Source organism: Myxococcus sp. CA051A (assembly GCF_013336705.1).
In the GTDB taxonomy this organism is placed as follows: Bacteria; Myxococcota; Myxococcia; order Myxococcales; family Myxococcaceae; genus Myxococcus; species Myxococcus llanfairpwllgwyngyllgogerychwyrndrobwllllantysiliogogogochensis.
In genome coordinates this window covers 15,501-41,479 of record NZ_JABUMS010000035.1, presented here as the reverse complement: position 1 = coordinate 41,479, position 25,979 = coordinate 15,501, and the positions used below count along the sequence as shown (strand labels likewise).

Below are 25,979 nucleotides of genomic sequence, written 5' to 3'. Positions count from 1 at the left end.
TTTCCCGGCCGCAAGCCGCCGCTCCTCAAGCTGCTGCACTGTCCAGTGCTTTGGCTGCCACGCCATGGACGCCCCCCTCCATGGCATAACCCTCAGCCCCTAACCCGACTTCCCTGAAGGGGTTTAGCGGGACGAACTGGCCGCGCGGGCCGGTTCGAACGCCCGCGCGGGCCGCTCAGCCTCCCACCATCTTCAGGAAGCGCCGCTGCATCTCCTCCGGAGACACCTCTTCGATGCGCATGGAGAGCGACCAGCGGTGGCCGAACGGGTCCTGGATGTGGGCCACGCGGTCGCCGTAGAACTCGTCCTTGATGGGACGCTCCAGCACGGCTCCGGCGGCGATGGCCCGTTGGGCCATGGCGTCCACGTCGTCGACCGAGAGGTTGAGCAGGCTCGTCGCCCCTCCCCGACTCTGCGGCCCGACGATTCCGTACTCCGGATACTCATCCGCGATGGACAGCACCACTCCGCCCAGGAGCATCTCGGCATGGCCCAGGCGACCGGAGGGCTCCACCAGCCGCATCCGCTCCTCGGCGCCGAAGACCTGGGAATAGAACGTGAGCGCGGCGGTCGCGTTCTTCATCACGAGCTGGATGCCCAACCGAGGCTGCGGGGACACGTCCTTCTTCATGGCAACCGTGGTGTCTGGCTTCATCACGAACCTCCTGGTTCAAGGGTGGATATCCACAGTCTGCCCATCCGGCACGCGGGGGGATTGGAAGAAATGCACCACGTGTGAGGAACCCCTGATGGTTCCGTGATGCGGGAATCACGCCTCAGGGAGTCTGCTGTCCCTGCCCGCCGCCGATCCACTGGCGGCTCGCCGGTCCCGACTCCGCGCTCCCCGAGGTCCACATGTCGTCTCTTCGAATGAGCCCGCGAGGCTTCGCCTGCCTCGCCGTGTTTCTCTGCATCGCGGCCGTGACGCCCGCGTGGGCGGACTCCCGCCCGGCATTCCTCGCACCAGGGCTCTCCTTCGAAACCCTGGTCGGCGCCGTGACGATGGGCCCCGCGAGCGACCACCAGTTCGACGGAGCCGTGGCCTGGAATGGAACGCACCACCTGGTGGTGTGGACCGACTACCGGCACGGCGGCTCAAGCGGGCGCATCTACGCGGCCCGCGTGAGTCCGACGGGAGAGATGCTGGACCCGGTGGGAGTCCTCATCAGCCCCATCGCGGACACGAGCACCACCCCTCATGTGCTCTTCGAGGGGACGAACTTCTTCGTCGTCTGGCATGCGACGCGGCCGGGTGAAGCAGGTGACCTCATCCTGGGTGCGCATGTCACGTCGGAGGGCCAACTGGTGGAGCCCTCACCCAGACGACTCGCCAGTGCAGACCCGGGAAGCGTGTATGGGAAGCCCACCGTGGCGTTCTCGGGCAGCCGGTACCTGGTCACCTGGAGCGAATACGCCCCCGACCTGGGCCCCACGCTCCGAGGGACACGGCTCTCGTCCTCGGGCGACGTGCTCGACATCATGGGCCTGGAGCTGGGTGAAGGCAGGGAGCCGACGGTCTCCTGGGGTGGCACCCACTTCCTCGTCGTCTCCACGCGCGGCAATCCGCTCGACTTCAATCGGGACATTCTTGGGGCACGGGTGAGCCCCGAGGGCATCGTCCTGGGGACCTTCATCATCCACACGAACTTCGCGCATCAATCCATGGCCAGCGTGGCCTTCAATGGCACGCACTTCCTGGTCGCATGGCATGACATGCGATACGTCGATGGCGTGCGCTACGGCGGCATCCATGGCGCGCGCATCACGACCTCCGGGGGTGTGCTGGATCCCAACGGACGGGTGCTCGTAGCGAACCGCAGGAACTTCACTGCGTCTCCCAGTGGGATGGCGTCAACGGGGACTGAGTTCTTCATCACCTGGTATGGGGGGAAGGGCGAAGACAAGGAGGACATCCGTGCGACGCGGGTGAGCAACACGGGCACGGTGCTCGCCGAGAGCCTGTTGGTCAGCACGTCCGCCAACCGCCAGGAGGAGCCCGCGGTGGCCTCGGATGGCACTCGCACCCTGCTGGTCTGGATGGAGCAGCGCCCGTTTCCCCAGGGGACGGACCTCTACGGCACCCTGCTGAGCGTGGAGGGCGTCGAGCTGACGCCGGGAGGTTCTGTCATCTCCCAGACGGCCGGCGATCAGGGTGACCCCGCCGTCGCCTTTGATGGGACGAACTACCTGGTCGTGTGGCGCGACACCCGAACGGGCATCGAGACACCCAGACTCCATGGCTGCCGCATCTCCGCGAGCGGAGTCCCCGTGCGACGCGAGTTCCCCATCCACGCCCATCGGTCCTTCCTCGACGCACCCCGACTCGCCTGTGGTGGGGGTGATTGCTTCGCCGTCTGGGATGAGCCGCCGGTGTCGTCTGGCTTCGGAGATATCGCCCGGGGAGCGCGCGTGAGCCCCACGGATGTCGTGCTCGATCCACTGGGCATCGACCTGGGCGGTGGGGACCCGGAGTCCTACCCGGCGGTCTCGTTCGACGGAACGAACTTCCTCGTCGTCTGGGAGGTCCGTCCCTCCAGCAGCGGCGTGCTCCGACGACTGGAGGCGGTCCGTGTGAGCAGGGCCGGCACCGTCCTCGCGCCGGGCCGCATCCTGGTTCGGAAGAGCGAGCTGACGCCCGAAAAGCCATCCATCACCTTCGACGGGACGAACCACGTCATCGCGTGGACGGAGGGAGGAAACATCCGCGCGCTCCGCGTGGACACAGAGGGAATGGTGGTGGACCCGGAGCCCTGGCTGCTCTCGTCACCAGGGCAGGAGGTGCCATTCTGGGGGCAGGCCCAGGTGGCGTCGACCGGCACCTCTACACTCGTGTACTGGCTCTCGCCCGCGCCGGGCGACAGTACGGCGAATCTGTTGCTCGGCGCGAGGATCGACTCAGCGAGCGGGACGGTCGATACCCCCGTCGAGTTGGGCACGCTGGCGCTCGAGTATCAACTCCCGAGCGCGGCGTCCGTCGGGGCCAACCGCTTCCTGCTCGCCTACCAGCGCTTCGTCGGACCGCCCTACGCCGCGCTCCGCGTCCACGCGCGCATGGTGGACTACGACGCCGCGCCCCTCGCCGTGGCTCCGGCACGAGGGCCATCCGGAGACTCCAACGCCAAGGTGTGCATCCCGCACCCGTCAGATCCCGAGGTCGCCATCGAATATCCGGCACAGGACGTGGCCGACGACGACCTCGTGAACATCGTCACCGATACGCCCCCTGCGGACATCCAGGGAGAGGAAGGCTATGTCTATGTGACGAGCGGCCTCGAGGATGAGCATGGGCAGCCGGGGATGTGGTTCCCGCAATCCGAGCAGATCGACCCCATGGCGTTTGATCGCTCGGAAGTGCTCACGGAGGACGCCTCCGTCGAGCTCATTCTGGAGAGCCTGGCTGCTGACAACGACACGCTGAAGTACTCGCTGGTGGAGCTGCCCCGCCACGGCCGGCTCTCGGGCACGACCCCCAACCTCGTCTATACGCCCCACCCCGACTTCCACGGCGAGGACTACCTCACGTTTCGCGTGAGTGATGGGGTGACCGAGTCGACCTCCGCCCAGGTGCTCCTCTCCGTCAAACCCGTCAACGACGCCCCCGTGGCCATGTCCCGCGAGGTCACCGTGTCCGCGGAGGGACCGGTTGAATTGGAGCTGGAAGGCCGCGACGTGGACGGAGACATCATCACCTTCGAGTTGAGCGAAGGCCCGTCGCAGGGAGAACTCACGGGCACGTTGCCCCATGTCGTGTACCGGCCCAGGGCGGGCGCATCGCGCGAGGACTCCTTCACGTTCGCGGTCAGCGATGGGGAGTACACCACCTTCGCGACGGTGACGCTGCACATCACGCCCGTGAATCATGCCCCCATCGCGAGCAACGCGCGGCTCACGATGAAGGCTGGCGAGCGACGCGCGGTGGTACTCGATGCCCGGGATGCGGACCAGGACGCACTGACCTACTCGGTGAGCGCGCGCCCCGCTTCAGGCGAGCTGTCCGGCAAGGCGCCCTCGATGACGTACGAGGCGGCGCCTGACTTCGAGGGAGAGGTGTCACTCGTCTTCACCGTCACCGACGGCGCGGGACTGGCTTCGACAGGGACGGTGCGCATCCAGGTGGAGAAGTCCGCGACTTATTCCATCGACTCAGAGCCCCGGCTGGGGGCTCTCGGCTGCGGCGCCGCTCCAGGCTCCGTGACGCCGTTGCTGCTGGCACTCGTCGCCCTGTGCCTGCTTGCACGGCGGCAACCGCGCGTCCGCTGCTCGAAGTTCATCGTGAACCGTCCCCAGCAGAGCATGCGAGCCTGAGCACGCCCTGCTCCAGGGCTGGGGCAATCCTTCCCGCCCATCCCTATTTCATTACCAATCACCTGGACATCCCCAGGCGTGGCACACGAGGACGGCAGTATGAAGACGGGAATCGTGAAGTGGTTCAACGATGCCAAGGGTTTTGGCTTCATCACCCCGGATGACGGAGGCGAGGACGTGTTCGCACATCACTCCGCCATCAACGCGGACGGCTTCAGGTCTCTCCAGGAGAACCAGCGGGTCGAATTCGAGGTGACGAAGGGGCCCAAGGGGCTGAACGCGCAGAACATCCGGCCGATTTAGGGAGGACGTGCCTCAACGGAGGAAGCCGATCCATGGCCGGGGGAACAGTCCTGCCCTCGGCTGCTCGCAGGCCGTCCTCCCGCGCTCGAAGGTGGCTTCCCGGCCACCGCTCAGCGCGCGGCGCTCTTGATGACAGGCAGCTTGGGCGCCCGGCCGTAGAGGAGCTGGTAGGTGTTGTACGAGCGCAGCACGCGCTTGATGTAGCCGCGCGTCTCGGAGATGGGGATCTCCTCCACCCACGCATCCAGCGGCAGGTCCGGCTTGTCCGAACGCCAGCGGTTCACCGCGCCCGGGCCGGCGTTGTAGCTGCCCACCGCGTACGGCGTGTGTCCGCCGAACTTCTTGAGCAGTCCGCCCAGGTAGTGCGCCCCCATGCGGATGTTGAGGTCCGGCTGGAGTAGCTGCTCCACCGTGAATCGCTTGAGCTTCAGCTCCCTCGCCACTCCCTTCGCGGTGGACGGCATGAGCTGGGTGAGGCCCAGCGCTCCGGCCCAGGACAGCGCCTTCGGATCCAACGCGCTCTCCTCGCGCATCAGCGCCTGGAGCAGATCCGCCTCCACGCCCGACACGGCCGTGTGCTTCTCGATGAGCTCGCGGAACGCGTTGGGATACGCGACTTCCCACACCACGCGCGTCTCGCGGGTGATGCGGCCGCTCAAGTCCTTGCGCAGCGCCAGCCGGGCCACCGCGTGCGCGGCGCGCTCGTCACCGGCCTCGTGCAGCACCAGCACCAGCAGGCGGATGGCCTCCGCGGGCTGGTTCGTCCGGCTCACCGCGAGCAGCTCCGATGACACGGCCTCCGGGAACCCGAGCCGCAGCAACTCGATGCCCGCGCGGAAGTGCGGGTCCTCGCCCACCGGCCCCGCGAACAACGGCCACGGACTGGCCGCGTCGGGCACCGCGAAGATGTCCGGGGAGATGCGCTCCAGCCGCGCCGGGTCCACCGTGGACAACTGCGAGCGCGCCATCAGCCCGTAGTAGGTCGCGGGGTGCTCCACCGCGATCTTCTCGAACAGCTCCGCCGCGCCCTGGATGTTGCCCTGGTCCTGGAACGTGCGCGCCCGCCAGTACCGCGCGCGCTCCACGTCGTAGCTCTCGTCCGCCTGCGCGAAGCGCTGCTCGATGCGGTCCAGGAAGGACAGGCCCGCGTCCTCCACCTTGCTGGTGCGTGCGATCCAATACGCCTTGAACAGCGCCTCGCCCAGGAAGTCCCCCTGCGGATACAGCCGCGCCAGCTCGTCCAGCCGAGCCATCGCCTCCTTGGGGCGGTCCGTCTTCACGTACAGGTCCGCCGCGTAGAACAACGCGTCGTCCGCGAAGCTGTGGTCCGGGAACTCGCGCGCCAGTCGCTCGTACGTGTCCGTCCCGCGCGCCGAGTCGACAATCGAGCGCGACGAGCCCAGCACATACAGCGCCCGCGCCAGCAGGTCCCGGTCCTCACACTTCTCCACGACCTGCGACAAAATCTGGATGGCGCGCGTGTGCTGGCGCTCCTTGCGCATGCCCTTGCCGTAGGCGAAGTGCGCACGGCACGCGAGCGGCTCCGGCAGCTTCAACTGCGCAAGCATGGGCTCCAGTTGCGTCAGGCCCTGCTTGTTGCGGTGCAGCTCCACCAGCGCTTCACCGCGAGCGACCTTGGCCTCCACCGGCGACGCCTGTCCCTTGAGGCGCTTCTCCGCCTGCATCGCCAGCGCGGACAGCGGATGCGCGCCCCACAGGCGCCACAGCGCGGCGCGCTCGGCGGCGCGGTCCTTCTTCTCCGCGGCGATGTCGGCGATGGCCATCAGCGCCTCGGCGCCCACGTTGCGCCCCCAGCTGGGCGCGGCACGCGACGTGAGCGGCTCCAGCGCGGCCATGGCCCCCGCCGCGTCCTTCTTCTTGCGCAGCACCCGCGACAGCGCCAGCCGGGCGTCCACGTACAGCCGGGACTCTGGTGACACCTGGGCCAGCAGCACGGCGGCCTCGTCGAAGCGGCGCAGTCCCTCCAGCGCCACGCCCGCGTGCGTGAGGCACCGGTCTTGGAGCGCGGGGTAGTCCGGCGCCAGCGCGGCCAGCTCCTTCGCGGCGGTCTCCTCGTCTCCAGAGCGCAGCGCGGCCAGCGCGCGCAGGTAGCGCACCGGAGGCGTGGTGCCCTCGTCCTTCAGCAGCTCGCGGGCTCGGCTGTACTGGCCCTTGTCGAAGGCCGCCCGGGCCTCCTGCTTCTTGCCCTCGCCGAAGTACGGCGCCAGGTCCTCCAGGGCATAGCGGCGGCCCCGGTGGACGACGGGCGCGGGGGGCGCGGCGTTGGGGAAGGCCGGGTTGAGGACCTCCACGAAGCCCTCGGGCAGCTGCGTCTTCTCCGCGTCCGGACGCGGAGAGAGCTGGGCCTCGGAAGGGGCGTTCTCCGTATGGGACGAGGGGGCCTCCGTCACGATGGGGCTCGACGCCTGGGGGGCGGGAGCCGGCGCGGCCTCCGTCTCGGCGGGGGTGGAGACCTGGGGTGCGGGAGCCTGCGCGGACAAGAGGAGCGCGGAGGCGACGACGGCGAGCTTGGGCAGGAAGGGCTTCATACGCGGGGCTGGGGACCCTGGGAGGTGGGCGCGGGCTCGCCCCATGACAACCGGGAGTGCATGGAAAATTTCCGGAGGTGGACACAGGTTAGACTGTCCGCACGCCCATGGACATCCGGACTCAGAGCGCTCTGCTGGCATCCATCATCGGCCTGGCCCTGGGCGTGTCCATGTTGTTGCGCCCGGCCCGGCCGAAGGTCCTCACCCTGTACTCCGTCTTCGCCCTGACGGTGGCCGGGTACTACCTCTCGTTCTTCTTCCACAGCCTCTTTCCCGCGGCGACCTACCCCTGGGCGGCACGCATCACCCTGGGCATCACCGTGCTCGTCGCCTCGCTCGTCCCAGGCGCGGCCGTGGGCTTCTTCCTCGAGTTCTTGGATGTCAGCAAGGGAACACACCAGGTCGGCCGCCGGCTCGCCCTCCTGTCGGTCTTCCTGGGCCTGGCCGTGGCCGTCACCCCCCTGGCCGACAAGGTGTGGGCTCGCGTGGCCATGGGCGTCTGGGTGCTCGGCTCCCTGCTCGCTTCGGTGTCGTTGCTGCTCCACCGGGTCCGGACCAACGAGTCCCGCATCGAGCAACTGAGGCTGATGTACCTCGCCATCGGCGCGGCGGCGGGCATCCTGTTCTCGGCGCTCGACTTCCTGGGCACCGTCATTCCGCTGCCGACGCTCGGGCCCGTCTTCACCACGCTGTACCTGTTCTTCCTCGCGCAGACGCTGTTGCGGTTGCGGCTGATGGACCTGCATGAGCTGTTGGGGAAGATCGCCTCGCAGACGGTGCTGGCGGTCATCCTCGCGGCTGTCTTCACCGTGCTGACGGCGTGGGTGGACGAGGACACGGGGCTGTTCGTCTTCAACACGGTGGTGGCGGCGTTCGTCATCCTCATCCTGTTGGACCCGCTGCGCACGAAGGTGGAGGAGATGGTGGTGCGCATCTTCTTCCGCGAGCGCTTCGCGTTGCTGGACGCGCTGGGGATGTTGCGGGCGCGGATGGCGAACGTCATCGACATCTCCGAGCTGGCGCGACTGGTGCTCGACACGCTCCACGAGACGGGCCGCGTGACGCACGCGTCGGTGTATCTGCTCGCGGAGGACCGGCCGGGGTATCGGCTGCTGGATTCGCGGGGGCCGTTGCCGGTGTCGTTCCTGGACACGGCGGCGGCGCGAGGCCTGTTGTTCGCGGTGGCCAGCGGGCAGAAGGCGGTGCTGCTGGAGAACGTGGAGCGGCGTGGCGCGACGATGCGACTCCAGTCGGTGGAGGGACGGCGCTACCGCGACGAGCTCAAGCGGCTGAACGACACGCGCGCGGCGCTGGTGCAGATGAAGGCTGGCATCAGCGTGCCGATGGTGGGCAATGACCGGGTCATCGGCTTCCTGAATCTCTGGGACGAGCGGGTGCCGGAGGCGTACGCGTCCGATGAGATTGCCCTCATCCTGGAGGTGGCGGAGAAGCTGGCGACGGTGCTGGAGAACTCGAAGCTGTACGAGAAGATTCGAGAGAGAGATCGACTGGCGGCGCTGGGAGAGATGGCGGCCGGCCTCGCGCACGAGATTCGCAATCCGCTGGGGGCCATCAAGGGCGCGGCGCAGTGTCTGGACCCCATGCGGCTGCCGGGTGAAGACGGCGAGTTCCTGGAGGTCATCGTCGAGGAGGTCAACCGGCTCAACGGCGTGGTGACGGCGTTCCTCGACTACGCGCGGCCGATGAAGCAGAGCTTCGGGCCCACCGACTTGAACGAAGTCGTGACGCGGACGATGCGGCTCATCCAGAACGACGTGCCGGCGAACGTCCAGCTCGCGGTGGAGTTGGACCTGCTCCTGCCCCGAGCGGATGGAGACGCCGAGCAGCTCAAGCAGGTGCTCATCAACCTGGTGCAGAACGCGGTGCAGGCGCTGGACACGCGCGAGGGTCGAATCACCGTGCGCACGGAGAAGCCGGAGCGCTTCGGCGAGTTCCGAAACGCGGGGGGCGAGGTGCTGGAGGTGCGCGTGTCCGACAACGGCCCGGGCATTCCATCGGACCAGCAGCCGCACATCTTCGTGCCCTTCTTCACGACGAAGCAGAAGGGCACGGGGCTGGGGCTCGCCATCTGCCAGCGCATCGTGAAGAACCACGGCGGCAGCATTTCGGTGCAGAGCAAGGCGAGCGAGGGCACCACGTTCATCATCCGTCTGCCCGCGCTGCCTGCGGAGAAGCCCGCGGAGGGGCTCGTCGCGGAGGGCACGGGCACCCCGCCGCCCGCGACGCGCATCTCCCAGTCGTTCCCCATGCCGGAGGAGCTGCGAGAGCCCCCTGCCCCGTCGACCCCGGAGCCCCGGCCCAAGCGGCGGCGCCGAGCAAGCTGAGTGGGATTGGCGCTAGGCTGTCTGGCCATGAGCGCCTGCCCCTTCTGCCACGAGACGATGCGGCCCACCTTCCTGGGAGGCTTGCCCCGCGAGGAGTGTGGCCACTGCGGCTCCGTCTGGTTCGAGGGTGAGGCGCTGACGAAGGTGATGGGAGGCTCGGTGTCGGACGCGCTGGTGCGGCGCGCGAAGGGACACCCGGGCGTGTGCAAAGGCTGTCAGGCGAAGGTCCAGTACGTCCCCGAATGTCCCAGCTGTGGAACACCCGCGCCCAGCTGTCCCCGGTGCGGGCATGCGCCGCTGCCCGTCGTGCAGGTGCTGGGCGTCACGGTGGAGGTGTGCTCGGACTGCGCGGGCGTGGCGTTGGACCCCGGCGAGCTGCAACAGCTCCAGCAAGCGGCGGCGCAGTATCGCGACTCGCCGCTGGACATGCGGCCCACGCTCAAGCTGGGGCGAGCGACTGCGTGCGCGGAGTGCAAGCGCGAGGTGAAGCCACGCTACGGCTTCGTCTGGGAAGAAGCCCTGTACTGCGGAAGCTGCGCGCCCGAGGGCTCCGCGCCCTTCACGGAGGAGCTGACGAAGGCGGAGCCCTCCTCCGAGATGAGCACCCCGCTTTTGTCCGGCTACACCGGGAACATGGCCGCGGGTTACACGGGGGACACCACCGGCCCCGCGCTGCTGTGGCTGTTCAGGCGCGTCTTCGGGTAGTGAGCCGAGACGAGCCGGAGGCCCGCGCTCACAGGAGAGCGGCCCCCTGCGCGCCTGGCGGAGGACCGCGCCTCAGTTCAAGGTCGCGGTCGCCTGCGCCAGCTTCTCCTGCGTGGCTTCCCACCGCGCATAGAGGTCTTCCAGCGTGTCCTTGCCCTCGCGGTGCGCGTCCATGAGCGGCTTGGCGCGAGCGAAGTCGTTGTAGAGGACGGGGTCGGCGAGCTGCGCCTCGCGCTCCTTCTGCGCGGCCTCCACCTTGGCGATCTGCTCCTCCAGCTTGGAGATCTCCTTCTTGAGCGGACCCTCCACCACGCTGCGCCGCTGACGCGCCTCGGCCTCCTGCCGCTTGCGCTCCTTCTCCGTCATCGCCACGGAGGACGCAGTGTCGCCCCGGGCCGCGCTCGCGCCACCCGCCGCGGCCTCCGCCTTCAGTCGCTGCTGCTCCTGGTGGTACAGGTAGTCGTCCAGGTTGCCCGGGTGTGGCGTCAGCTTCCCGTCCGCCACCTCCCAGACCTGGGTGCACAACCCGTTGATGAAGCTGCGGCTGTGGCTGACGAACAGCAGCGTGCCGCCGTACAGCTTCAGCGCTTCAATCAGCATCTCCGCCGAGTCCAGGTCCAGGTGGTTGGTGGGCTCGTCCATCAGCAGGAAGTTGGAGGGCACCAGCAGCAGCTTGGCCAGCGCCACGCGAGCCCGCTCACCACCGCTGAGCACGCCAATGGGCTTCTCCACGTCATCGCCGCTGAAGAGGAAGGCGCCGAGCACGCCGCGCACGTAGCTCTCCGGCTTGTCCGCCGCGAGCGGGCGCACTTCCTCGATGATGGTGTTCTGTCGGTCCAGCTTGTCCGCGTGGTGCTGCGCGTAATAGCCCACCACCACGTTGTGCCCGATGGTCACCGTGCCCGAGTCCGGCACCAGCTCCCCCGCCACCATCCGCAGAAGAGTCGTCTTGCCCGCGCCGTTGGCACCCACCACGGCGATGCGCTGGCCGCGCTCCACCCGGCCCGAAAGGCCGTCGTACACGGTCTGCGCGCCATAGCGCTTGGTGATGCCTTCCAGCGTCACCACGTCGCGTCCGCTCCGGTCCACTTCCGGGAAGCGGAACTTCATCGTGGAGCGCTCCTCCAGGACCTGGACCTTCTCCAGCTTCTCCAACATCTTCGCGCGGCTCTGCGCCTGCTTGGCCTTGGTGGCCTTCGCGCCGAAGCGGTCGATGAAGCCCTGCAGCTCCGCGCGCCGGTTCTCCACCTTTTCCGCCCGGGCCTGGAGCAGCACCTTCTCCTCGGCGCGCAGGCGCTTGTAGTCGTCGTAGTTGCCGGCGTACTCGCGCACGCCTTCGAGCTCCAGCGACACCACGCGGTTGATCTGCCGGTTGAGGAAGTCCCGGTCGTGGGAGATGAGCACCAGCGCCTTGCTGGAGCGGCGCAGGAAGCCGTCGAACCACGCGAGCGTGGGGACATCCAGGTGGTTGGTCGGCTCGTCGAGGAGCAACAGGTCAGGGTCCTGGAGCAGCAGTCCCGCCAGCGCCGCGCGCATCCGCCAGCCACCCGACAGGGCCGAGGTGGGCTTGGCCAGGTCGTTGTCCTTGAAGCCCAGGCCCTTGAGGATGCGCTCGGCGTGGTGCCGGCCGAAGCGGTTCTCGAAGTCGTCCAGCTCCGCGTGCAGGTCCGCCAGGGACTGGGCCAGCTCCAGCTGGTCCTCCTCGTCCGTGGCCGCCGAGAGCGACTCCTCGGTCTCCTTGAGGCGGGTCTCCAGGGTGTCGCGCCCCGGGACGGTGCTCATCACCGCCTCCACCACCGTGCCCTCCGGCAGCCCGGCGATTTCCTGGGGCAGATACCCCCAGCGGGCCCGGCGACGGTAGGTCAGGGCCCCTGAATCCGGCTGGGCGACCCCCGCCAGGATTTTCATCAGGGTGCTCTTCCCCGTCCCGTTGGCCCCGACGAGGCCTACACGGTCCTTGGGGCCGAGGGTGAAGCTGTCGCTGTCGAAGAGGACCTTCTTTCCATAGGAGAGGCTGAGGTCCTGGGCGATGACGAGGCTCATGGCGGCCGGGGATGTAACAGCCCTGGGCTCCTCGGGAAATGGCTCAGATGCCTGTCTGGAGACCGTGGGGGCCAACGTCCCCTTTCCGGACCTGCCCGGGGCCTGCCTATACTCCGGCCCCACATGGCTGCCCCCTGTCCCCATTGCGGAAGCACCGACGGCGTCGACCACCTCTGCTCAGGCCAGAGCCTCCAGCTCATCGGCCAGGTGCTCGATGGCCGCTACAAGATTGAGAGCGTGCTCGGCCAGGGCGGCATGGGCATGGTGTTCCGCGCCACGCAGACCTCGGTGCAGCGCCCCGTCGCGGTGAAGACGCTCAACCCGTCGCTCGCCGCCGCGCCCCAGTTCTTCGAGCGCTTCCGACGAGAGGCGGAGATCGCCAGCCGCCTGCGCCACCCGAACGTCATCACCATCTTCGACTTCGGCCGCGCCCCCGACGGCACCTGCTACTACGTGATGGAGCTGCTCCAGGGCGAAAGCCTCAAGGAAGTGGTGAAGCGCGAGGGGCCCATGTCCCTGCGCCGCGCCACCAGCCTCATCGAGCAGGCCACCCAGGGCCTCGCCCACGCGCACCAGGAAGGTTGCGTCCACCGCGACCTGAAGCCGCACAACATCATGGTGCAGGACCTGGGCGGGCGGGACTTCGTCAAGGTGCTGGACTTCGGTCTGGTCAAGGCGCTCGAGGCCGAGGAGGAGGAGCAGCTCACCTCCACTGGTCAGGTGCTGGGCACGCCGCAGTACATGCCTCCGGAGCAGGCCGGTGGCGAGGCCGTGGACCAGCGCTCCGACCTGTACTCCATGGCGGGCGTGCTCTACTTCTGCCTCACGGGCAGCTCGCCGTTCGGCGCGAACACCGTGCGCAAGGCGCTCACCGCGTCGCTCACGCAGCAGGTGCCCGCGGTCAACTCCAAGCGCCAGGGCGCCCCGGTCCCCGCCGCGCTGGACGCCTTCTTCCGCAAGGCTCTGTCCCCCGAGAAGGAGGACCGCTACCAGAGCGCGCAGGAGCTCATCGACGCGATGATGGAGTCGGTGGAGGACGTCAGCGCCGAGCAGTTCGACGCGATGCCCAGCGGCGGCTCCAGCTCCGGCGTCAACGAGCGCGGCAGCGGCAGCCGGGCCAGCGGCAGTCGCGCGGGACGTCCGGGTGCCGGCAGCGGCAGTGGCGTGCGCTCCTCGCGCGTCGGCGCGTCACCGGGTCGTGGCTCCACGCCTTCCAACGTCGTCATCGCGCGCAGCCAGGCGGGAGCGCCGGGCGGAAGTGGCTCGTCACCCAGCCGCGTCCGTCCACCCCTGGGCCGGGCCGCGGCCACCCCGCCGCCTCCCCCTCCCGAGCCGGAGGGCATGTCCACGGGCAAGAAGGTCGCGTTCGTCGCGGTGCCGCTGGTGCTGCTCGGCATCGGCGCGGCGGTGGTGCTGGGAGGAGGCCAGGGCGGCTCCAAGCAGCCGGCAACCCAGGTCGTCGAAGTCCCTCGGGACAGGCCGACGAGTCCCTCGGGTGCCACGACTCCGGTCGATGCCACACCGCAGGCGCTTCGGGTGAAGTTCAACTCGACGCCGTCCGGGGCCGCCATCTACGAGGGCGAGGAGCAGATCGGCACCACGCCCATCGAGCTCATGCTGCCGCGAGAAAAGTCCCACCAGCTGAGCTTCCGCCTCGCGAACCACAAGTCCGAGGAGCGCTCGCTCAACTTCAGCCGCGTCGCCGGAGACAGCCAGACGGTGGACGTGACGCTGGAGCCCATCCGCGCCGCGACGCCGCCCAAGCCGAAAGCGCCTCGGCCCGCCAACACCGGGCAGGATATCAACGTCTTCGAGTAGCGCCCGCCGGCTCCCGTGCGCACCGGGAGCCGTCATGCGGCGGGGCTCGCGTCCCAGGCACGGGCGTGCTGCCCGGGAGCGCGGTGCTCGCCATGCGGCGGACTCAGACGAGTCGCCCCAGCTTCGGGAGCACCTCACCGCTCTTGCCCTGGACGGAGTGCTCGAAGCGACGGGAGTTCTCCGCGGGGTCCAGGTTGACGAGCCACGTCTCCCCGCCCGCACCGCGCACCTGATCGACCATGCCCGCAGCCGGGTAGACGGCGCCGGAGGTGCCCGCGGCCAGGAAGACGAAGCGCCCGCCGGAGCTGGCGGCGCGCAGCGAGAAGTCTTGGATGCGCTCCAGGTCCGCGGGGTCCAGGTACTCGCCGAACCAGACGATGTGGGGCCGCAGCAGGCTGCCGCAGTCCTTGCACCCGGGCACCGTGCCCGCTGCGTACACGGTGGTGTCCTCGAAGGGGGCGCGCTTGCACTCGTCGTTGCTACAGCGCGTCTTGAAGAGGTTGCCGTGCATCTCCACCACGCGCTGGCTGCCCGCACGTGAGTGCAGCCCATCCACGTTCTGCGTGGCCAGGAGGAAGCGGTCGCCCAGGTGACGCTCCCAGGAAACCAGCGCGTCATGGCCGGGGTTGGGCGAGACGCCCGCGGCCCCTGCTCGCCGCTGGGAGTAGAAGCGCCACACCCGCAGCGGATCCTTCGCGAAGCCCTCGGGCGAGGCCACCTGCTCCACGGGCTGGTCCTCCCAGAGCCCGTTCATTCCTCGGAAGGTCGGGACTCCGCTCTCGGCGGAGACGCCCGCGCCGGTGAGGACCAGCAGCCAGGTATTCGAATCGAGAAGGAGCGTTTCCACGGTGCCTCCTGTGCGGCGTGGGATTCAGGATATGAAGCGTGGGACGACGATGACCGCGCCGGGCCCTGACGGGCGGGTGCGGAGACCTGGCTCGAGGACCCCATCATGGCGGAAATCACCCTGGACCTGCGCGCGGCTCCCAAGGCGCAGGCCTACGAGGAACTGCAGCAGCACGTTCAAGCAGCGCTCGCCGGCATCGACGACCCCATCGCGGGCATGGCGACGATGAGCTGCCTGATTCACCACGCCTTTGGCCACCTGTGGACGGGCTTCTACCGGGTGGTGACTCCCGGGAAGTTGCTCCGGGTGGGCCCCTATCAGGGCACACTGGGCTGCCTGGAAATCAAGTTCGGCCAGGGCGTCTGCGGCGCCGCCGCGGCGAAGGGCGAGACTCAGGTGGTGGCGGACGTGCACGCCTTCCCGGGGCACATCGCCTGCGACGCGCGCTCCGCGTCGGAAATCGTGGTGCCGGTGTACGGGAAGAATCGCGAGCTGCTCGCGGTGCTGGACATCGACTCCGCGAGCAAGTCCACCTTCGACGAGGTGGACCGCCAGCAGCTCGAGACGATGATGCGCTGGTTCCAGCAGTAGCCGCGCCGCGCATCCATCGAAGGCCCCCGAGGGCGCGGCGGGAAGACAGCGCCCGCGCCCCAGGGAGCAGGTTCAGTCGCCGCGTGCGTAGGCCACGGCGAGCTGACCGGCGAAGCGGGCGTTGTTCACGAGGAGCGCGAGGTTGGCCTTGAGCGTCTTGCCGCCCGTGCGCTGGCCCAGCTCGCGCAGCAGGAAGGGCGTCACGTCCTTGCCCCGGATGCCCTGGCGCTCGGCTTCCGCGAGCGCGGAGGCGATCTGCAGCTCGACCTCATGGCGAGGCAGCGCGGTCTCCTCCGGCGGCGGCACGGTGTAGAGCACCCCACCCTGCCCCAGCGTCTCGAAGCGAGCGCGAGCGATGCGCGCGGCGGTGGCCACGTCATTCACGCTGTGCTCCAGCGTGATGCCGGAGTCACGACTGTGGAAGGACGGCAGCTCGCGGGTGCCCACGCCGATGACGGGCACGCCCGCGGTCTCCAGGAGCTCCATCGTCTTGGGAAGGTCGAGCACGGACTTCGCGCCCGCGCACACCACTGCCACGGGGAAGCGAGCCAGCGCGGCGATGTCCTGGGAGATGTCCCAGTGCTCCGAGGCGCCCCGGTGGACGCCGCCGATGCCCCCCGTGGAGAAGACACGGATGCCGGCCGCGGCGGCCAGCTCACACGTGGCGCTGACGGTGGTGCCACCGGAGGCACGGGTGGCCACGGCGATGGCCAGGTCGCGCGAGCCGAGCTTCAGCAGGGGCTCCTTGCCCTCCGCGAGTCGGCGCAGGGCCGCGTCCTCCAGGCCGATGCACACCACGCCGTCCACCACGGCGGTGGCGGCGGGCACGGCACCGGCGCGACGAATGGCTTCCTCGCAGGCTCGGGCGGCGGCGAGGTTGTCCGGATAGGGAAGTCCCTGGGCCACCACACTCGTCTCCAGGGCGACGACGGGCTGCCGCGAGTCGAGGGCGCGACGCACCTCGTCCGAAAAGCGTAGGTCCATGGCGCGCGTTTAAGCCACGGCGCGGCATGGGGACAAGCCGAGCGGCGGGGAAACGTCGGCTTGCACGAAAGGACGCTGGGTCTTATTTCCTCGCGCGACGTGTCCACATCCGCCGCCAGTGTCCCTGCTGCGCCGCCCCGCGCCTTCTCGGCCTCCGACCTGGCCATCCTTGGTGTCGTCGTTGTCTGGGGCACCAACTACACGGTGGTGAAGGAGGCCCTGGGGGTGATTCCTCCCCTGGCCTTCATGTCGGTGCGTTTCGCGGTGGCCGCGGGGGCCATGGCGGTGTTGCTGCTCGCGGTGGAGGGTTGGAAGCCGCTGCCGTGGCGGGTGCTCTTCAAGCTCGGGATGCTCGGACTGGTGGGCAACACGGCGTACCAGCTGAGCTTCATCCTGGGACTGGCGAACACGACGGCGGCCAATAGCGGGATGCTGGTGGCGGTGACGCCCGTGCTGGTGGCGGCCCTGGGCGCGGCGCTGGGAGTCGAGCGGCTCAACCGTCCGCTGGTGATGGGCATGTCGCTGGCGGTGATGGGAATGCTGCTGGTGGTGGCGGCACGTGGCCCGTCGCTGGGCACGGACACCCGGCTGGGAGACGGGCTCATCCTGGTGGCCTGCGTCTGCTGGGCCATCTACACCGTGGGCATCCGCTCGCTGGGCAACGAGGTGTCGGCGCTGCGCATCACCGCCCTCACCATGCTGGCGGGGGCTCCGGGAGTGGTGCTGGCGGGAGCGCCTGCGGTGCTCGCGCTGGACGTGGGGAGCATCGGCTTCAGTGCGTGGGCGGGCGTGGTGTATTCGGCGCTGATTCCGCTGGTGCTCAGCTACTTCATCTGGGGGCGCACGGTGCAGCAGGTGGGCAGCGCACGCGCGTCGCTCTACAACACGGGAGTGCCCATCGTGGCCGCGCTCACCGCGTGGGGCGTTCGTGGAGAGAGACCCACGCTGCTCCAGGGATTGGGCGCGGCGCTCATCATCGGCGGCGTGGTGCTCAGTCGCGGGAAGTGACACGGGTGAGCGGCTAGCGCCCGTCTTCCCCCCGTCGTCCCCGCTCCACCGCGAGGCCGTACTCCTCGATCTTCTTGTCCAGCGTGGGGCGGCTGATGCCCAGCAACGCGGCGGCCCGGACCTTCTTGCCACCGGCTTCTCGCAGAGCCTCGGCGATGGCGTCTCGCTCCAGACGTCCCACGCGAGACTGGAGCGTCTGGGAGTCACTGGCCGGGCCTCCCTGCTGGACCTCTGGAGGAAGCTGTAGCGCCCCCACCCTTCCCCCGGCGTAGAGCAACCCCAACCGCTCCCCCACCAACTCCAGCTCCCGCACGTTGTGGGGCCACGGGTAGTCCGCCAGCAGGCGCCGGGCATCCGCGCCCAGCACTGGAGGCTCCCGCCGCACCCGGCGCGCGGCGCGCGCGAGGAAGCCCTCGAACAACACCAGCACGTCCGCCCGGCGCTCGCGCAAGGGAGGCACCTCCAGCTCGAAGCCCATCAAACTCCGAGCGAGCGACGCGTCCACCTCCCCGTGGGTCCCCAGCAGTGTCACGGGAACCGACGCGGTGACGAGCAACCGCACGTCCACGGGCTCCTCGCCGCCCTGCCGCGCTGGCGCCACCCTTCGAGCCAGCAGTCGAGCCAGCCGCTCAGCGGCGCTCCGGGGCAGCGCCTGGACGTGCTGGAGCAGCAGCGAGCCCCGGTCCGCGCGAAGCAACGCGGACGCCACGGGAGGCTGTCCAGGCGCGCTGGCGCGGCCGAAGAGGGCCTCCTCGACGACTTCCATGGGCTGACGGCAGTCCACCACCACCAGCGGCTCCAGCGCCCGGGGCGAGCGAGCGTGGACGACCCGCCCCAACATCGTCTTGCCCGTCCCGGACTCGCCATGGAGCACCACGGGCGCGGCGCTGTTCGCCGCCCGCCGAGCACCGTCCATCAGCGCGCGCAGCGGCCTGGACGTCCCGATGAGCACGGGCGCGGGCGACTCCGCCTCCATCCGTGAGCGCACCGCCGTATAGGCCTCGCCCCCCAGCCGCCCGAGCGCCGCGAGCAGTTGCCCCTCGCCCCCGGTGAACGAGGAGTCCGAGCGCGTCGCATAGAGCACGCCGAAGGGCATCCCTCCGGAGGCCACGAGCGGCGCGCACATCTCCGTCTCCGACTGGACCAACTCCTTGCGCTCCAGCGCCACCTGCGCCAGCGAGCGAGGCACGGACATGGACTCCGCGCCCGACACCGCCGCGGTGAGCAGCCCTGTGTTGCTTCCCAGCAGCGCCGCGGCCCGGTCGGCGCTGAGGGCTCGAGCGACTTCATCCGCCAGCCGCCGCAACACCATGGCCTCGCTGGTGGCCCCCAGCAGCGCCGTGCCCGCCGAGTACAGCGCCGCGGCGGCGCCCACGTGAGGCAGCACCTCCTCAATCGGGACGTGGCCAGGTGACGTCGGCCCGCCTTCCACGAGCGTCACCGGGGGCGGCTCGAAGACGGCCACCGTCAAACCCACCCGGACGCGGTCTCCGGGATGCAGCACCACCTCGCCGCTGATGCGCGCGCCGTTCAGCAGCGTCCCGTTGCGAGAGCCCAGGTCCGTCAGCCGGACTTCTCCCTCGTGGACGGTCAGCTGGGCGTGCTTGCGGGAGACCTGGTCATCGCGCAGGGGGATTTCGCAGGACGGGCTGCGGCCAATGGCCATGTCCGAGAGCACCTCGAAGCGGCGCCCCGCGGACGGGCCAGTGAGCAGCAGGAGTGCGGGCATGGGGCGCGGAGCCTAGCGTCCCGGAGGACGCGGGCAAGCGCCGCCGTGGCGCCCTACATCGGCCTTTCGGCGTTCAACAGGGTCCGGATCTCCCCTTCATCCAGGGCACGGCCCTCGCGGCTGAGCGCCAGGGCGTTGACCTGGGTCTCTTCGACCTCGACGTGAGCGCCCTTGCGCCACTCGGTGGTGTGCACCGCGCCATCCACGAGCTTGCCGACGAGGGTGCCGTCGTCCCGGGCCATGAGTTCCAGCCAGAGGTTCTCCACCACCGTGTTCCCATCCGGGTGGGTGTCGAAGGGGGCCCGGACGAGGAAGGTGAGCGGCTCCATCAGCCCCCGGCGCTGGAAGCGCGCGAGGAAGGAGGGCAAGAGCGCCTGGGCCTCACGGCGCATGGACTCCGTCTGCTCCTCGGGCTCCTGGGTGAAGCGCTCCCGGTACGGCGCCAGGAGCTGGGACGTGTTGTGGCGCCCCAGGGGGGACACCACCGTGAGGAAGAGGCCCTCATGTCCCTCGAAGGTCTCCAGCGGCACGCCCAGCAGGTTGGCGCGCGCCTCCTCGGAGGGCACCACCATGAACGCCTGCCCCTCGCTGGTGCCCACCTGGGAGCGCAGCGCGGGCCCCTGACCGAAGGCCAGGTCCGTGCACAGCTCGTGCAGGAAGCTCTCCGCGGGCAACAGGTCCTGCTCCGCGAGGTGGAAGATCTCCAAATCCCGGGCGCCGAACTTCTCCATGCCGTGCGAGTGCACCCACAGCGGCGTATCGCCCTCCGTCACCTCCACCGCGTGCAGGTGGACGTGGTCCCGGATGTCGAAGTCCAGCTCGGTGATCTCCACCACGTCCTCGGGCTCGTGCAGCTTGAAGGCCGCCAGGTCCACGAGCACGCCGGGCACATGCTCCAGCAGGGTGCGCACGGCCCACAACGCCTCGAACACGGGCAGCGTGGGCTGCGCCCCACCCGGCTCCAGCGACAGGTGGTAGTAGGCCTTCGCCTTGCTCAGGCGCGTGAAGGCCTCTGGACTGCCGCTGTACGCGGCCTTGTTGAACTTGGGCAGGCCCTCGGGGCCCACCGTCAGCCGGACATGCACCTCCGAGCTGTCCGCCCGGAGCACGAAGCCCTGGCCGTCCTCGTCTGGCGTGAACTCCACCTCGTCCGTCGCGAACGAGGCTCGCAGGGCATCCAGCGGTGCGGGCCCTTCTTGCTCGGTCGCCAGGAGGTAGACCTCCATCACAGGTGCTTCTCGATTTGCTGAAAGAGGTCCACGCGGTCCACCAGGTCGGTCAGGTAGTCGAGCTTGTCGGTGGCCAGCACCAGGACTGGAGACAACCGGTAGGCACCGAACCATTCCTCATACAGGGCATTGAGGCGCTGGAGGTAGCGGGTGGGGATGTCCTTCTCCATGGAGCGGCCGCGCAGGGCGATACGCTCCTTCAGCGTCTGCACGGGGCAGCGCAAGTAGATCATCAGGTCGGGCGGACGCAGCGACTCGGAGATGGTCTCGTAGAGCTCGCAGTACGTCTTCCAGTCCCGCTTGTCGATGAGCCGCTGGCGGTGGAGGTTCTTGGCGAAGATCTCCGCGTCCTCGTAGAGGGTGCGGTCCTGCAGCACGGTACCGGGCGTGCGCTCCAACTCCCGGTGGAGGCGGAACTTATGCGTCAGGAAGAAGAGCTGTGAGCGGAAGGCCCACGTCTTCATGTCCTTGTAGAAGTCCGCGAGGTAGGGGTTTTGGTCATTGGGCTCGAAGGACGGGGTCAACCCGTACTTCCGGCAGAGGAACGACGTGAGCTCCGTCTTCCCGGCGCCGATGTTGCCCGCGATGGCGATAAACTTTTTCCTGGCCACGCCACCCCTGCTTGTAACCCCGCCAAGCTGCGCGCACCAGCAACAAGGTAAGGAAGGCTCGTGGTAGAAGAAGTGCATGCCCCCGAGCCGTCCCTCTCGCCGCGCCCCTGGGCGCCGCCACCTCCCGGGGTGCGGCCGCCTGTCCGGCCGTCCGGGACAGGACATCTGGCCGCGGGGCTGCCCTCGGGCCGCGACTTCCGTCGGCCCGACGAACCGGCCCCGAGGAGGGGGCTGAGGGATGCGTAAGCTCTTCTGTGTCGTGACGGCGGGCGTGTGGACCCCCATCAGCTTCGTCCTGGCCATCCTGGCGATGGTGTTGACGCTGAGGCCGGCCAACTCCGTCTGGGTGGCTCGCAGGATCTGGTCTCCGGTGTTGCTCTGGGCCGGTGGCGCGAAGCTGGAGGTCCTGGGCCAGGAGAACGTGGACCCGCGGCGGGCCACCATCTACGTGGCCAACCACCAGTCCACCATCGACATCCCGGCGCACTTCATGGCCGTGCCCGTGCCGTTCCGTTACGTGGCGAAGGACCAGCTCAAGTGGGTGCCGTTCATCGGCTGGTATCTCGCGCTCGCCGGTCACGTCTTCGTCAACCGGAGCAACCGCTCCAAGGCCATCGCCTCGCTGGACGCGGCGGCGGCCAAGATTCGCGGCGGGACGAGCATCTTCCTGTACCCCGAGGGCACTCGCTCCCCGGACGGCCACATCCTGCCCTTCAAGAAGGGCCCCTTCGCGCTCGCGCTCAAGGCCCGCGTCCCCATCTGCCCCGTCACCATCGAGGGCTCCGGCAGCCTGATGCCCAAGGACAGCTGGAACATCACTCCCGGCCCCATCCGCGTGAAGATTGGCAAGCCCATCGACACCACGGGCTTCGCGGAGAATGACCGGGAGGGCCTCGCCCGCGCCGTGCGAGAGGTCATCATCGCCGACAGCCTCGCGCTGGGCGGCAAGGGTGGCGACCCCGAGGACTCCGTCGCCGCCGCGGGCCTCGAAGGCATCAGCGCCGCCCGCGCCACCTCCACTCCCTGAGACGTTCTCCCGTGACGACGACTCCCGCCTTCCGCTTTCGCCCCTGGGCCCGCGCCGCCGTACTGGGCCTGGGTCTGCTCGCCGCCGGCTGCGGCCACACCACCTCGGCCACGACGGGCGCCCCCCTGCCCACCGACGAGCGCTCCCGGGCGCGGGCGTACCTGGAGGAGAACCAGCCGCAGAAGGCGCTCGGGCTCCTGAAGGACCTGCACGCGAAGGCCCCCGAGGACCTGGACGTGGCCCGCACCCTCACGGAGGCCCAGGTGAAGGCGGGCCGCACCGACGCGTGGATCGAGGAGCTCCAGGCGCGCATCGCCGCGAGCGAGCGGGCGGTGGACCAGTACATGCTCGGGCTGGCCCTGTTCTCCCGGGCGAAGGACGCCGGCGCGCCGGCCGTCACCGCCTTCGAGCGAGCCATCACCCTCTCTCCGGACACCGCCGAGTACCACCACCGCCTGGGTGTCGCCCGCCTGGAGTCCGAACAGTACGCCGCCGCCGTGGAGCCCCTGCGTCGCGCGGCGGCGTTGGCCCCCGAGCGCACCGCCTGGCGCCTGCCCCTGGCCAAGGCGCTGCACCGCACGGGAGACCCGGCGGGTGCGGTGGAGGCCCTGGGCGTGGTGGTCCGAGGCCGGCCCGCCCCGTCCGACGTGGCCACGGCGCGCGCGCTGATGGAGCAGATCAGCGACCCCTTCGGTGGCATCCCCAAGGCAGCCGAGGCCAAGCTCGAAGAGGGCCTGCGCTACCTGAACGACCTGGATGCCCCCCAGCACGCCATCCTCGCCTTCGAGGAGGTGCTGCACGACTACCCGGACCTGGCGGTGCTGCACTCGCTGCTGGGCCTCGCCTATCAGCGCCTGGACGACGCGGGCCGCGCGGTGGACGAGTTCAAGCAGGCCATCGAAAGCGCTCCTCGCGACGGGAAGAACCACCTCTACCTGGGGGAGCTTTACGCCTCCCGTCAGCGTCCGGACGCGGCCCGTGCGTCGTTCGAGAAGGCCGTCGCGCTGCATCCGTTGCTGGACGCGGCCTGGTTCCGGTTGGGTGACCTGCATCTCGATCGCAGGGACCTGGCGGCGGCCCGCGAGGCCTTCATCGTGGCGGTGTCCCTGTCGCCCGACTCCATCCCCGCACGGGGAAAGCTCGCGCTCGTGTACCAGCTCGACGGCGACTACCCCGCCGCGGAACGCGAGCTGCGCTACGTGGTCGAAAAGGACCCGGAGAATGTGGAGTTCTCGCTGCGACTGGGGCTGCTCTTCACCGAACAGTCGATGAAGTCCACGCGTCCGCAGGTGAGGAAGACGGCGGCCGAGGAGGCCGAGCGCTGGCTCTCCAAGGTGCTGGAGGCGCAGCCGGAGAACGCCATCGCCTCGCGTGCGCTGCAATCCCTCAAGGGCCAGTAGCCACCAACGGGTCGTGCCCTCTACACTTCGCGCTTGATGAGTGATGGCCGCAAGTCTCCGCGCACGGCAACCAATCCCGGCACGCAGCCCCGGACGCCGAGCAGTCCAGGCATGCCTCGCACGCCGACGGATCCGGGCACCCTGCGGGTGATGTCCGCCGCGCGCACCGCGCCGCTCCAGAAGGGCAAGCAGGACGGCGCCCTCGGACAGCGGCTCGCGGGCGAGGCGTCCAATCAGGCCCTCAATGCGCTCTCCATCCTGAAGGAGTTCGCGGGCGACTTCCGTCAGCGGGATCGCTTCTTCAAGTACAAGGCGTCCATCGTCGCCGGGTGGCTGGCGTTGACTGTGGCGAGCTTCGCCATCGCCTGCCCCGGCAGCTCCGTTCAGACAGGGGACATGGACGCGCGGCTGGTGCTCAGCGACAAGCTGGACCGGCCCTCCATCACCATCTGGAACGAGAGCAAGGAGGCGTGGAAGGACGTCACCCTCATCGTCAACGGCCAGTACCGCGCGGCCGTGCCTTCGGTGGGCGCTGGTGAGTTCATCACCATCACCCCCAAGCAACTCATGGGCACCAGCGGCGCCGCCCCCGCGGACCTGCGCTTCAACACGCTGGAGATGCGCAGCAGCGACGACAGCGCGAACCTCACCGAGGACCTGCTCAACGAGTGGAAGCGCCTGCTCGGGCCGAAGTAGCTTCCAGGAGCCCCGCAAACACGAAGGGCGCCCTTCCCCACGGGAAGAGCGCCCTCTGCGTTTCCACCAGCCCCTCCTCACGAAGGGGCATGGAGACGGGCCTTACTCGGCCTTGGTCTCTTCGGCGGGAGCGTCGGCGGCGGGCGTGGCCTTCTTCTCGGGCCGGTCCACCAGCTCCAGCAGCGCCATCTCCGCGGCATCACCCCGGCGGAAGCCGAGGCGGATGATGCGGGTGTAGCCGCCGGGACGCGTGGCGTAGCGGTCCTTGTACTCGCTGAAGACCTTCTGCAGCACGTCGCGGTCCTTCACCGTCCGAGCCGCCAGACGCACGTTGGAGAGCCCACCGCGCTTACCCAGCGTGATGATGCGCTCCGCCAGCTTCCGGGCCTCCTTGGCCTTGGGAACCGTGGTGCGGATGGCCTGGTGCTCGAGCAGCGAGGTGACCATGTTGTTGAGCATCGCGAGCCGGTGGCTCGTGGTGCGGTGCAGCTTTCGTTGTCCGACCTTGTGACGCATCGTCGTGCTCCGGGTCCCCGCGTGGGGGCCACCACTCCGGCCGTATCAGGTACCGGGTGGGAAGGGCGAACCCGACACGAGGCTCGCCACTGCTGGTTGGGCCGGGTCAACCGCACCAGACCCCTTCCCTCCGCGCCGCGTGCAACCGTGTCGCGGGCACGGAGGAAAGTACCACGAAGACTCTACGCCTTCGGCGCCGCCGGGGCCGGAGCCTGCTTCGGGGGCCAGTTCTCGAGCTTCATGCCGAGCGACAGGCCCATCTCCGCGAGGATCTCCTTGATCTCCTTCAGCGACTTGCGGCCGAAGTTCTTCGTCTTGAGCATCTCGGCCTCGGTGCGCTGCACCAGGTCGCCGATGGTCTTGATGTTCGCCTGCTGCAGGCAGTTGGCGGAACGCACCGACAGCTCCAGCTCATCCACCGAGCGGAACAGGTTCTCGTTCAGCTTCGCCTCTTCCTTCGGCGCCTCGGCGATGACCGGCTCCTCCGTCTCGTCGAAGTTCACGAAGACGGTGAGCTGCTCCTTGATGATCTTCGCCGCGTACGCCACCGCGTCCTGAGGGGACACCGAGCCGTCCGTCCAGACCTCGAGCGACAGCTTGTCGAAGTCGGTGACCTGACCGACGCGCGCGTTGGTGACCTGGTAGTTCACCTTGCGGGTGGGCGAAAACAGCGAGTCGATGGGGATGGTGCCGATGGGCGCGCCGATCACCTTGTTCGAGTTGGCCGGCACGTAGCCACGGCCGCGGCGGCACGTCAGCTCCATGCGGAGCTTGCCACCCTCGGAGATGGTGCAGATGTGGTGACCCGGGTTGAGGATCTCCACGTCGGCGTCGGTGATGAGGTCACCCGCCTTCACTTCCTTGGGCCCTTCCGCCTCGATGCGCAGCGTCTTCGGCTCGTTCGTGTGCATCCGAAGGAGGACTTCCTTCAGGTTCAGCACGACGTCCGTGACGTCCTCGGACACCTCGGGGATGGTGGTGAACTCGTGGTCCACGCCCTCGATCTTCACCGAGGTGATGGCCGCGCCCTGCAGCGACGACAGGAGCACCCGGCGCAGCGAGTTGCCCAGGGTGGTACCGAAACCACGCTCCAGCGGCTCCGCGATGAACTTCCCGTAGGTGGGCGTCAGGCTGTCCTGGTCCACCTCCATGCGGCGCGGCTTGATGAGGTCACGCCAGTTCTTCGCAATGTACGTATCAGCCATGGTGTACGACTCCTCGAGACGTGCGCCACCACCGACTTACCCACCGGAAGGGCGGGAGGATGGCCACG

At 69.0% G+C, this 25,979-nt stretch carries 20 protein-coding genes; 10 read left to right on the top strand and 10 right to left on the bottom strand.

The window, feature by feature from the left end; all coding sequences use genetic code 11:
- Positions 1-175: 175 nt before the first annotated feature.
- The gene (locus tag HUA74_RS43920) at positions 176-655 is read right to left on the bottom strand and encodes a VOC family protein (RefSeq protein ID WP_141648574.1); all 480 of its coding nucleotides are present in this window, start codon (positions 653-655) and stop codon (positions 176-178) included.
- A 200-nt stretch (positions 656-855) separates the two neighbouring features.
- Between HUA74_RS43920 and HUA74_RS43915 the strand changes: the two genes are divergently transcribed.
- Both HUA74_RS43915 and HUA74_RS43910 read left to right on the top strand, forming a co-directional pair.
- Positions 856-4,305, top strand: a complete 3,450-nt coding sequence (locus HUA74_RS43915) for a tandem-95 repeat protein (protein ID WP_174459336.1) — start codon at positions 856-858, stop codon at positions 4,303-4,305.
- A 99-nt stretch (positions 4,306-4,404) separates the two neighbouring features.
- On the top strand, positions 4,405-4,608 hold the full coding sequence (locus tag HUA74_RS43910) for a cold-shock protein (RefSeq protein ID WP_174459335.1): 204 nt from the start codon (positions 4,405-4,407) through the stop codon (positions 4,606-4,608).
- 110 nt (positions 4,609-4,718) lie between these two features.
- Here the strand turns inward: HUA74_RS43910 and HUA74_RS43905 are convergent, their stop codons facing one another.
- Entirely contained in the window at positions 4,719-7,157 is a 2,439-nt protein-coding gene (locus HUA74_RS43905) for a transglycosylase SLT domain-containing protein (RefSeq protein ID WP_174459334.1), read from the bottom strand.
- A 107-nt stretch (positions 7,158-7,264) separates the two neighbouring features.
- Between HUA74_RS43905 and HUA74_RS43900 the strand changes: the two genes are divergently transcribed.
- Together HUA74_RS43900 and HUA74_RS43895 are read left to right on the top strand one after the other, a co-directional pair.
- Positions 7,265-9,502, top strand: coding sequence for an ATP-binding protein (locus tag HUA74_RS43900; protein ID WP_174459333.1), 2,238 nt, complete (start codon positions 7,265-7,267; stop codon positions 9,500-9,502).
- 27 nt (positions 9,503-9,529) lie between these two features.
- Positions 9,530-10,207, top strand: coding sequence for a zf-TFIIB domain-containing protein (locus HUA74_RS43895; protein WP_174459332.1), 678 nt, complete (start codon positions 9,530-9,532; stop codon positions 10,205-10,207).
- A 72-nt stretch (positions 10,208-10,279) separates the two neighbouring features.
- Here the strand turns inward: HUA74_RS43895 and HUA74_RS43890 are convergent, their stop codons facing one another.
- The gene (locus HUA74_RS43890) at positions 10,280-12,250 is read right to left on the bottom strand and encodes an ABC-F family ATP-binding cassette domain-containing protein (RefSeq protein ID WP_174459331.1); all 1,971 of its coding nucleotides are present in this window, start codon (positions 12,248-12,250) and stop codon (positions 10,280-10,282) included.
- 255 nt (positions 12,251-12,505) lie between these two features.
- On the opposite strand from HUA74_RS43890, the gene HUA74_RS43885 reads away from it, so the two are divergent.
- Complete coding sequence (locus tag HUA74_RS43885; protein WP_371817405.1) at positions 12,506-14,068, top strand: protein kinase; 1,563 nt, start codon at positions 12,506-12,508, stop codon at positions 14,066-14,068.
- Between the two features lie 103 nt (positions 14,069-14,171).
- Here the strand turns inward: HUA74_RS43885 and HUA74_RS43880 are convergent, their stop codons facing one another.
- Entirely contained in the window at positions 14,172-14,915 is a 744-nt protein-coding gene (locus HUA74_RS43880; protein WP_174459329.1) for an NAD-dependent deacylase, read from the bottom strand.
- A gap of 105 nt (positions 14,916-15,020) precedes the next feature.
- Here HUA74_RS43880 and HUA74_RS43875 point away from each other — a divergent pair, with 105 nt between their 5' ends.
- Positions 15,021-15,506, top strand: a complete 486-nt coding sequence (locus HUA74_RS43875; RefSeq protein WP_141649361.1) for a GAF domain-containing protein — start codon at positions 15,021-15,023, stop codon at positions 15,504-15,506.
- Positions 15,507-15,578: 72 nt separating this feature from the next.
- Here HUA74_RS43875 and HUA74_RS43870 read toward each other — a convergent pair whose 3' ends face one another.
- Complete coding sequence (locus HUA74_RS43870; protein WP_141649362.1) at positions 15,579-16,490, bottom strand: pseudouridine-5'-phosphate glycosidase; 912 nt, start codon at positions 16,488-16,490, stop codon at positions 15,579-15,581.
- Positions 16,491-16,550: 60 nt separating this feature from the next.
- Here HUA74_RS43870 and HUA74_RS43865 point away from each other — a divergent pair, with 60 nt between their 5' ends.
- Positions 16,551-17,498, top strand: a complete 948-nt coding sequence (locus HUA74_RS43865) for a DMT family transporter (protein WP_254625531.1) — start codon at positions 16,551-16,553, stop codon at positions 17,496-17,498.
- A 13-nt stretch (positions 17,499-17,511) separates the two neighbouring features.
- Here HUA74_RS43865 and HUA74_RS43860 read toward each other — a convergent pair whose 3' ends face one another.
- From HUA74_RS43860 to HUA74_RS43850, 3 genes are read right to left on the bottom strand one after another with little or no spacing between them, the layout of a single operon-like run.
- Positions 17,512-19,227 (bottom strand): FHA domain-containing protein, encoded by a 1,716-nt coding sequence (locus HUA74_RS43860; protein WP_174459328.1) that lies wholly within the window; start codon positions 19,225-19,227, stop codon positions 17,512-17,514.
- A gap of 53 nt (positions 19,228-19,280) precedes the next feature.
- Entirely contained in the window at positions 19,281-20,453 is a 1,173-nt protein-coding gene (locus HUA74_RS43855; protein WP_141644017.1) for a DUF2314 domain-containing protein, read from the bottom strand.
- Entirely contained in the window at positions 20,453-21,067 is a 615-nt protein-coding gene (locus HUA74_RS43850; protein ID WP_174459327.1) for a deoxynucleoside kinase, read from the bottom strand. Before HUA74_RS43850 ends, HUA74_RS43855 begins: the two co-directional genes overlap by 1 nt.
- A 238-nt stretch (positions 21,068-21,305) precedes the next feature.
- On the opposite strand from HUA74_RS43850, the gene HUA74_RS43845 reads away from it, so the two are divergent.
- The 3 genes from HUA74_RS43845 to HUA74_RS43835 all read left to right on the top strand — a co-directional run bounded on the left by HUA74_RS43845 (position 21,306) and on the right by HUA74_RS43835 (position 24,190).
- Positions 21,306-22,094, top strand: a complete 789-nt coding sequence (locus HUA74_RS43845; RefSeq protein ID WP_141644015.1) for a 1-acyl-sn-glycerol-3-phosphate acyltransferase — start codon at positions 21,306-21,308, stop codon at positions 22,092-22,094.
- An 11-nt stretch (positions 22,095-22,105) separates the two neighbouring features.
- On the top strand, positions 22,106-23,494 hold the full coding sequence (locus HUA74_RS43840; RefSeq protein ID WP_174459326.1) for a tetratricopeptide repeat protein: 1,389 nt from the start codon (positions 22,106-22,108) through the stop codon (positions 23,492-23,494).
- A gap of 111 nt (positions 23,495-23,605) precedes the next feature.
- Complete coding sequence (locus HUA74_RS43835) at positions 23,606-24,190, top strand: hypothetical protein (protein WP_246137287.1); 585 nt, start codon at positions 23,606-23,608, stop codon at positions 24,188-24,190.
- Between the two features lie 102 nt (positions 24,191-24,292).
- On the opposite strand, the gene rplQ is transcribed toward HUA74_RS43835, so the two are convergent.
- Complete coding sequence (rplQ, locus tag HUA74_RS43830) at positions 24,293-24,706, bottom strand: 50S ribosomal protein L17 (RefSeq protein WP_141644012.1); 414 nt, start codon at positions 24,704-24,706, stop codon at positions 24,293-24,295.
- A gap of 182 nt (positions 24,707-24,888) precedes the next feature.
- A complete protein-coding gene (locus tag HUA74_RS43825) occupies positions 24,889-25,911 on the bottom strand; it encodes a DNA-directed RNA polymerase subunit alpha (RefSeq protein WP_141644011.1) in 1,023 nt (340 codons plus the stop codon).
- Positions 25,912-25,979: the final 68 nt, after the last annotated feature.

Bases quoted from the DNA above. Each gene is read 5' to 3' on its own strand.
- HUA74_RS43920 (WP_141648574.1), bottom strand. From the start codon at position 655: ATGAAGCCAGACACCACGGTTGCCATGAAGAAGGACGTGTCCCCGCAG.
- HUA74_RS43915 (WP_174459336.1), top strand. From the start codon at position 856: ATGTCGTCTCTTCGAATGAGCCCGCGAGGCTTCGCCTGCCTCGCCGTG.
- HUA74_RS43910 (WP_174459335.1), top strand. From the start codon at position 4,405: ATGAAGACGGGAATCGTGAAGTGGTTCAACGATGCCAAGGGTTTTGGC.
- HUA74_RS43905 (WP_174459334.1), bottom strand. From the start codon at position 7,157: ATGAAGCCCTTCCTGCCCAAGCTCGCCGTCGTCGCCTCCGCGCTCCTC.
- HUA74_RS43900 (WP_174459333.1), top strand. From the start codon at position 7,265: ATGGACATCCGGACTCAGAGCGCTCTGCTGGCATCCATCATCGGCCTG.
- HUA74_RS43895 (WP_174459332.1), top strand. From the start codon at position 9,530: ATGAGCGCCTGCCCCTTCTGCCACGAGACGATGCGGCCCACCTTCCTG.
- HUA74_RS43890 (WP_174459331.1), bottom strand. From the start codon at position 12,250: ATGAGCCTCGTCATCGCCCAGGACCTCAGCCTCTCCTATGGAAAGAAG.
- HUA74_RS43885 (WP_371817405.1), top strand. From the start codon at position 12,506: ATGGGCATGGTGTTCCGCGCCACGCAGACCTCGGTGCAGCGCCCCGTC.
- HUA74_RS43875 (WP_141649361.1), top strand. From the start codon at position 15,021: ATGGCGGAAATCACCCTGGACCTGCGCGCGGCTCCCAAGGCGCAGGCC.
- HUA74_RS43870 (WP_141649362.1), bottom strand. From the start codon at position 16,490: ATGGACCTACGCTTTTCGGACGAGGTGCGTCGCGCCCTCGACTCGCGG.
- HUA74_RS43860 (WP_174459328.1), bottom strand. From the start codon at position 19,227: ATGCCCGCACTCCTGCTGCTCACTGGCCCGTCCGCGGGGCGCCGCTTC.
- HUA74_RS43855 (WP_141644017.1), bottom strand. From the start codon at position 20,453: ATGGAGGTCTACCTCCTGGCGACCGAGCAAGAAGGGCCCGCACCGCTG.
- HUA74_RS43845 (WP_141644015.1), top strand. From the start codon at position 21,306: ATGCGTAAGCTCTTCTGTGTCGTGACGGCGGGCGTGTGGACCCCCATC.
- HUA74_RS43835 (WP_246137287.1), top strand. From the start codon at position 23,606: ATGCCTCGCACGCCGACGGATCCGGGCACCCTGCGGGTGATGTCCGCC.
- rplQ (WP_141644012.1), bottom strand. From the start codon at position 24,706: ATGCGTCACAAGGTCGGACAACGAAAGCTGCACCGCACCACGAGCCAC.
- HUA74_RS43825 (WP_141644011.1), bottom strand. From the start codon at position 25,911: ATGGCTGATACGTACATTGCGAAGAACTGGCGTGACCTCATCAAGCCG.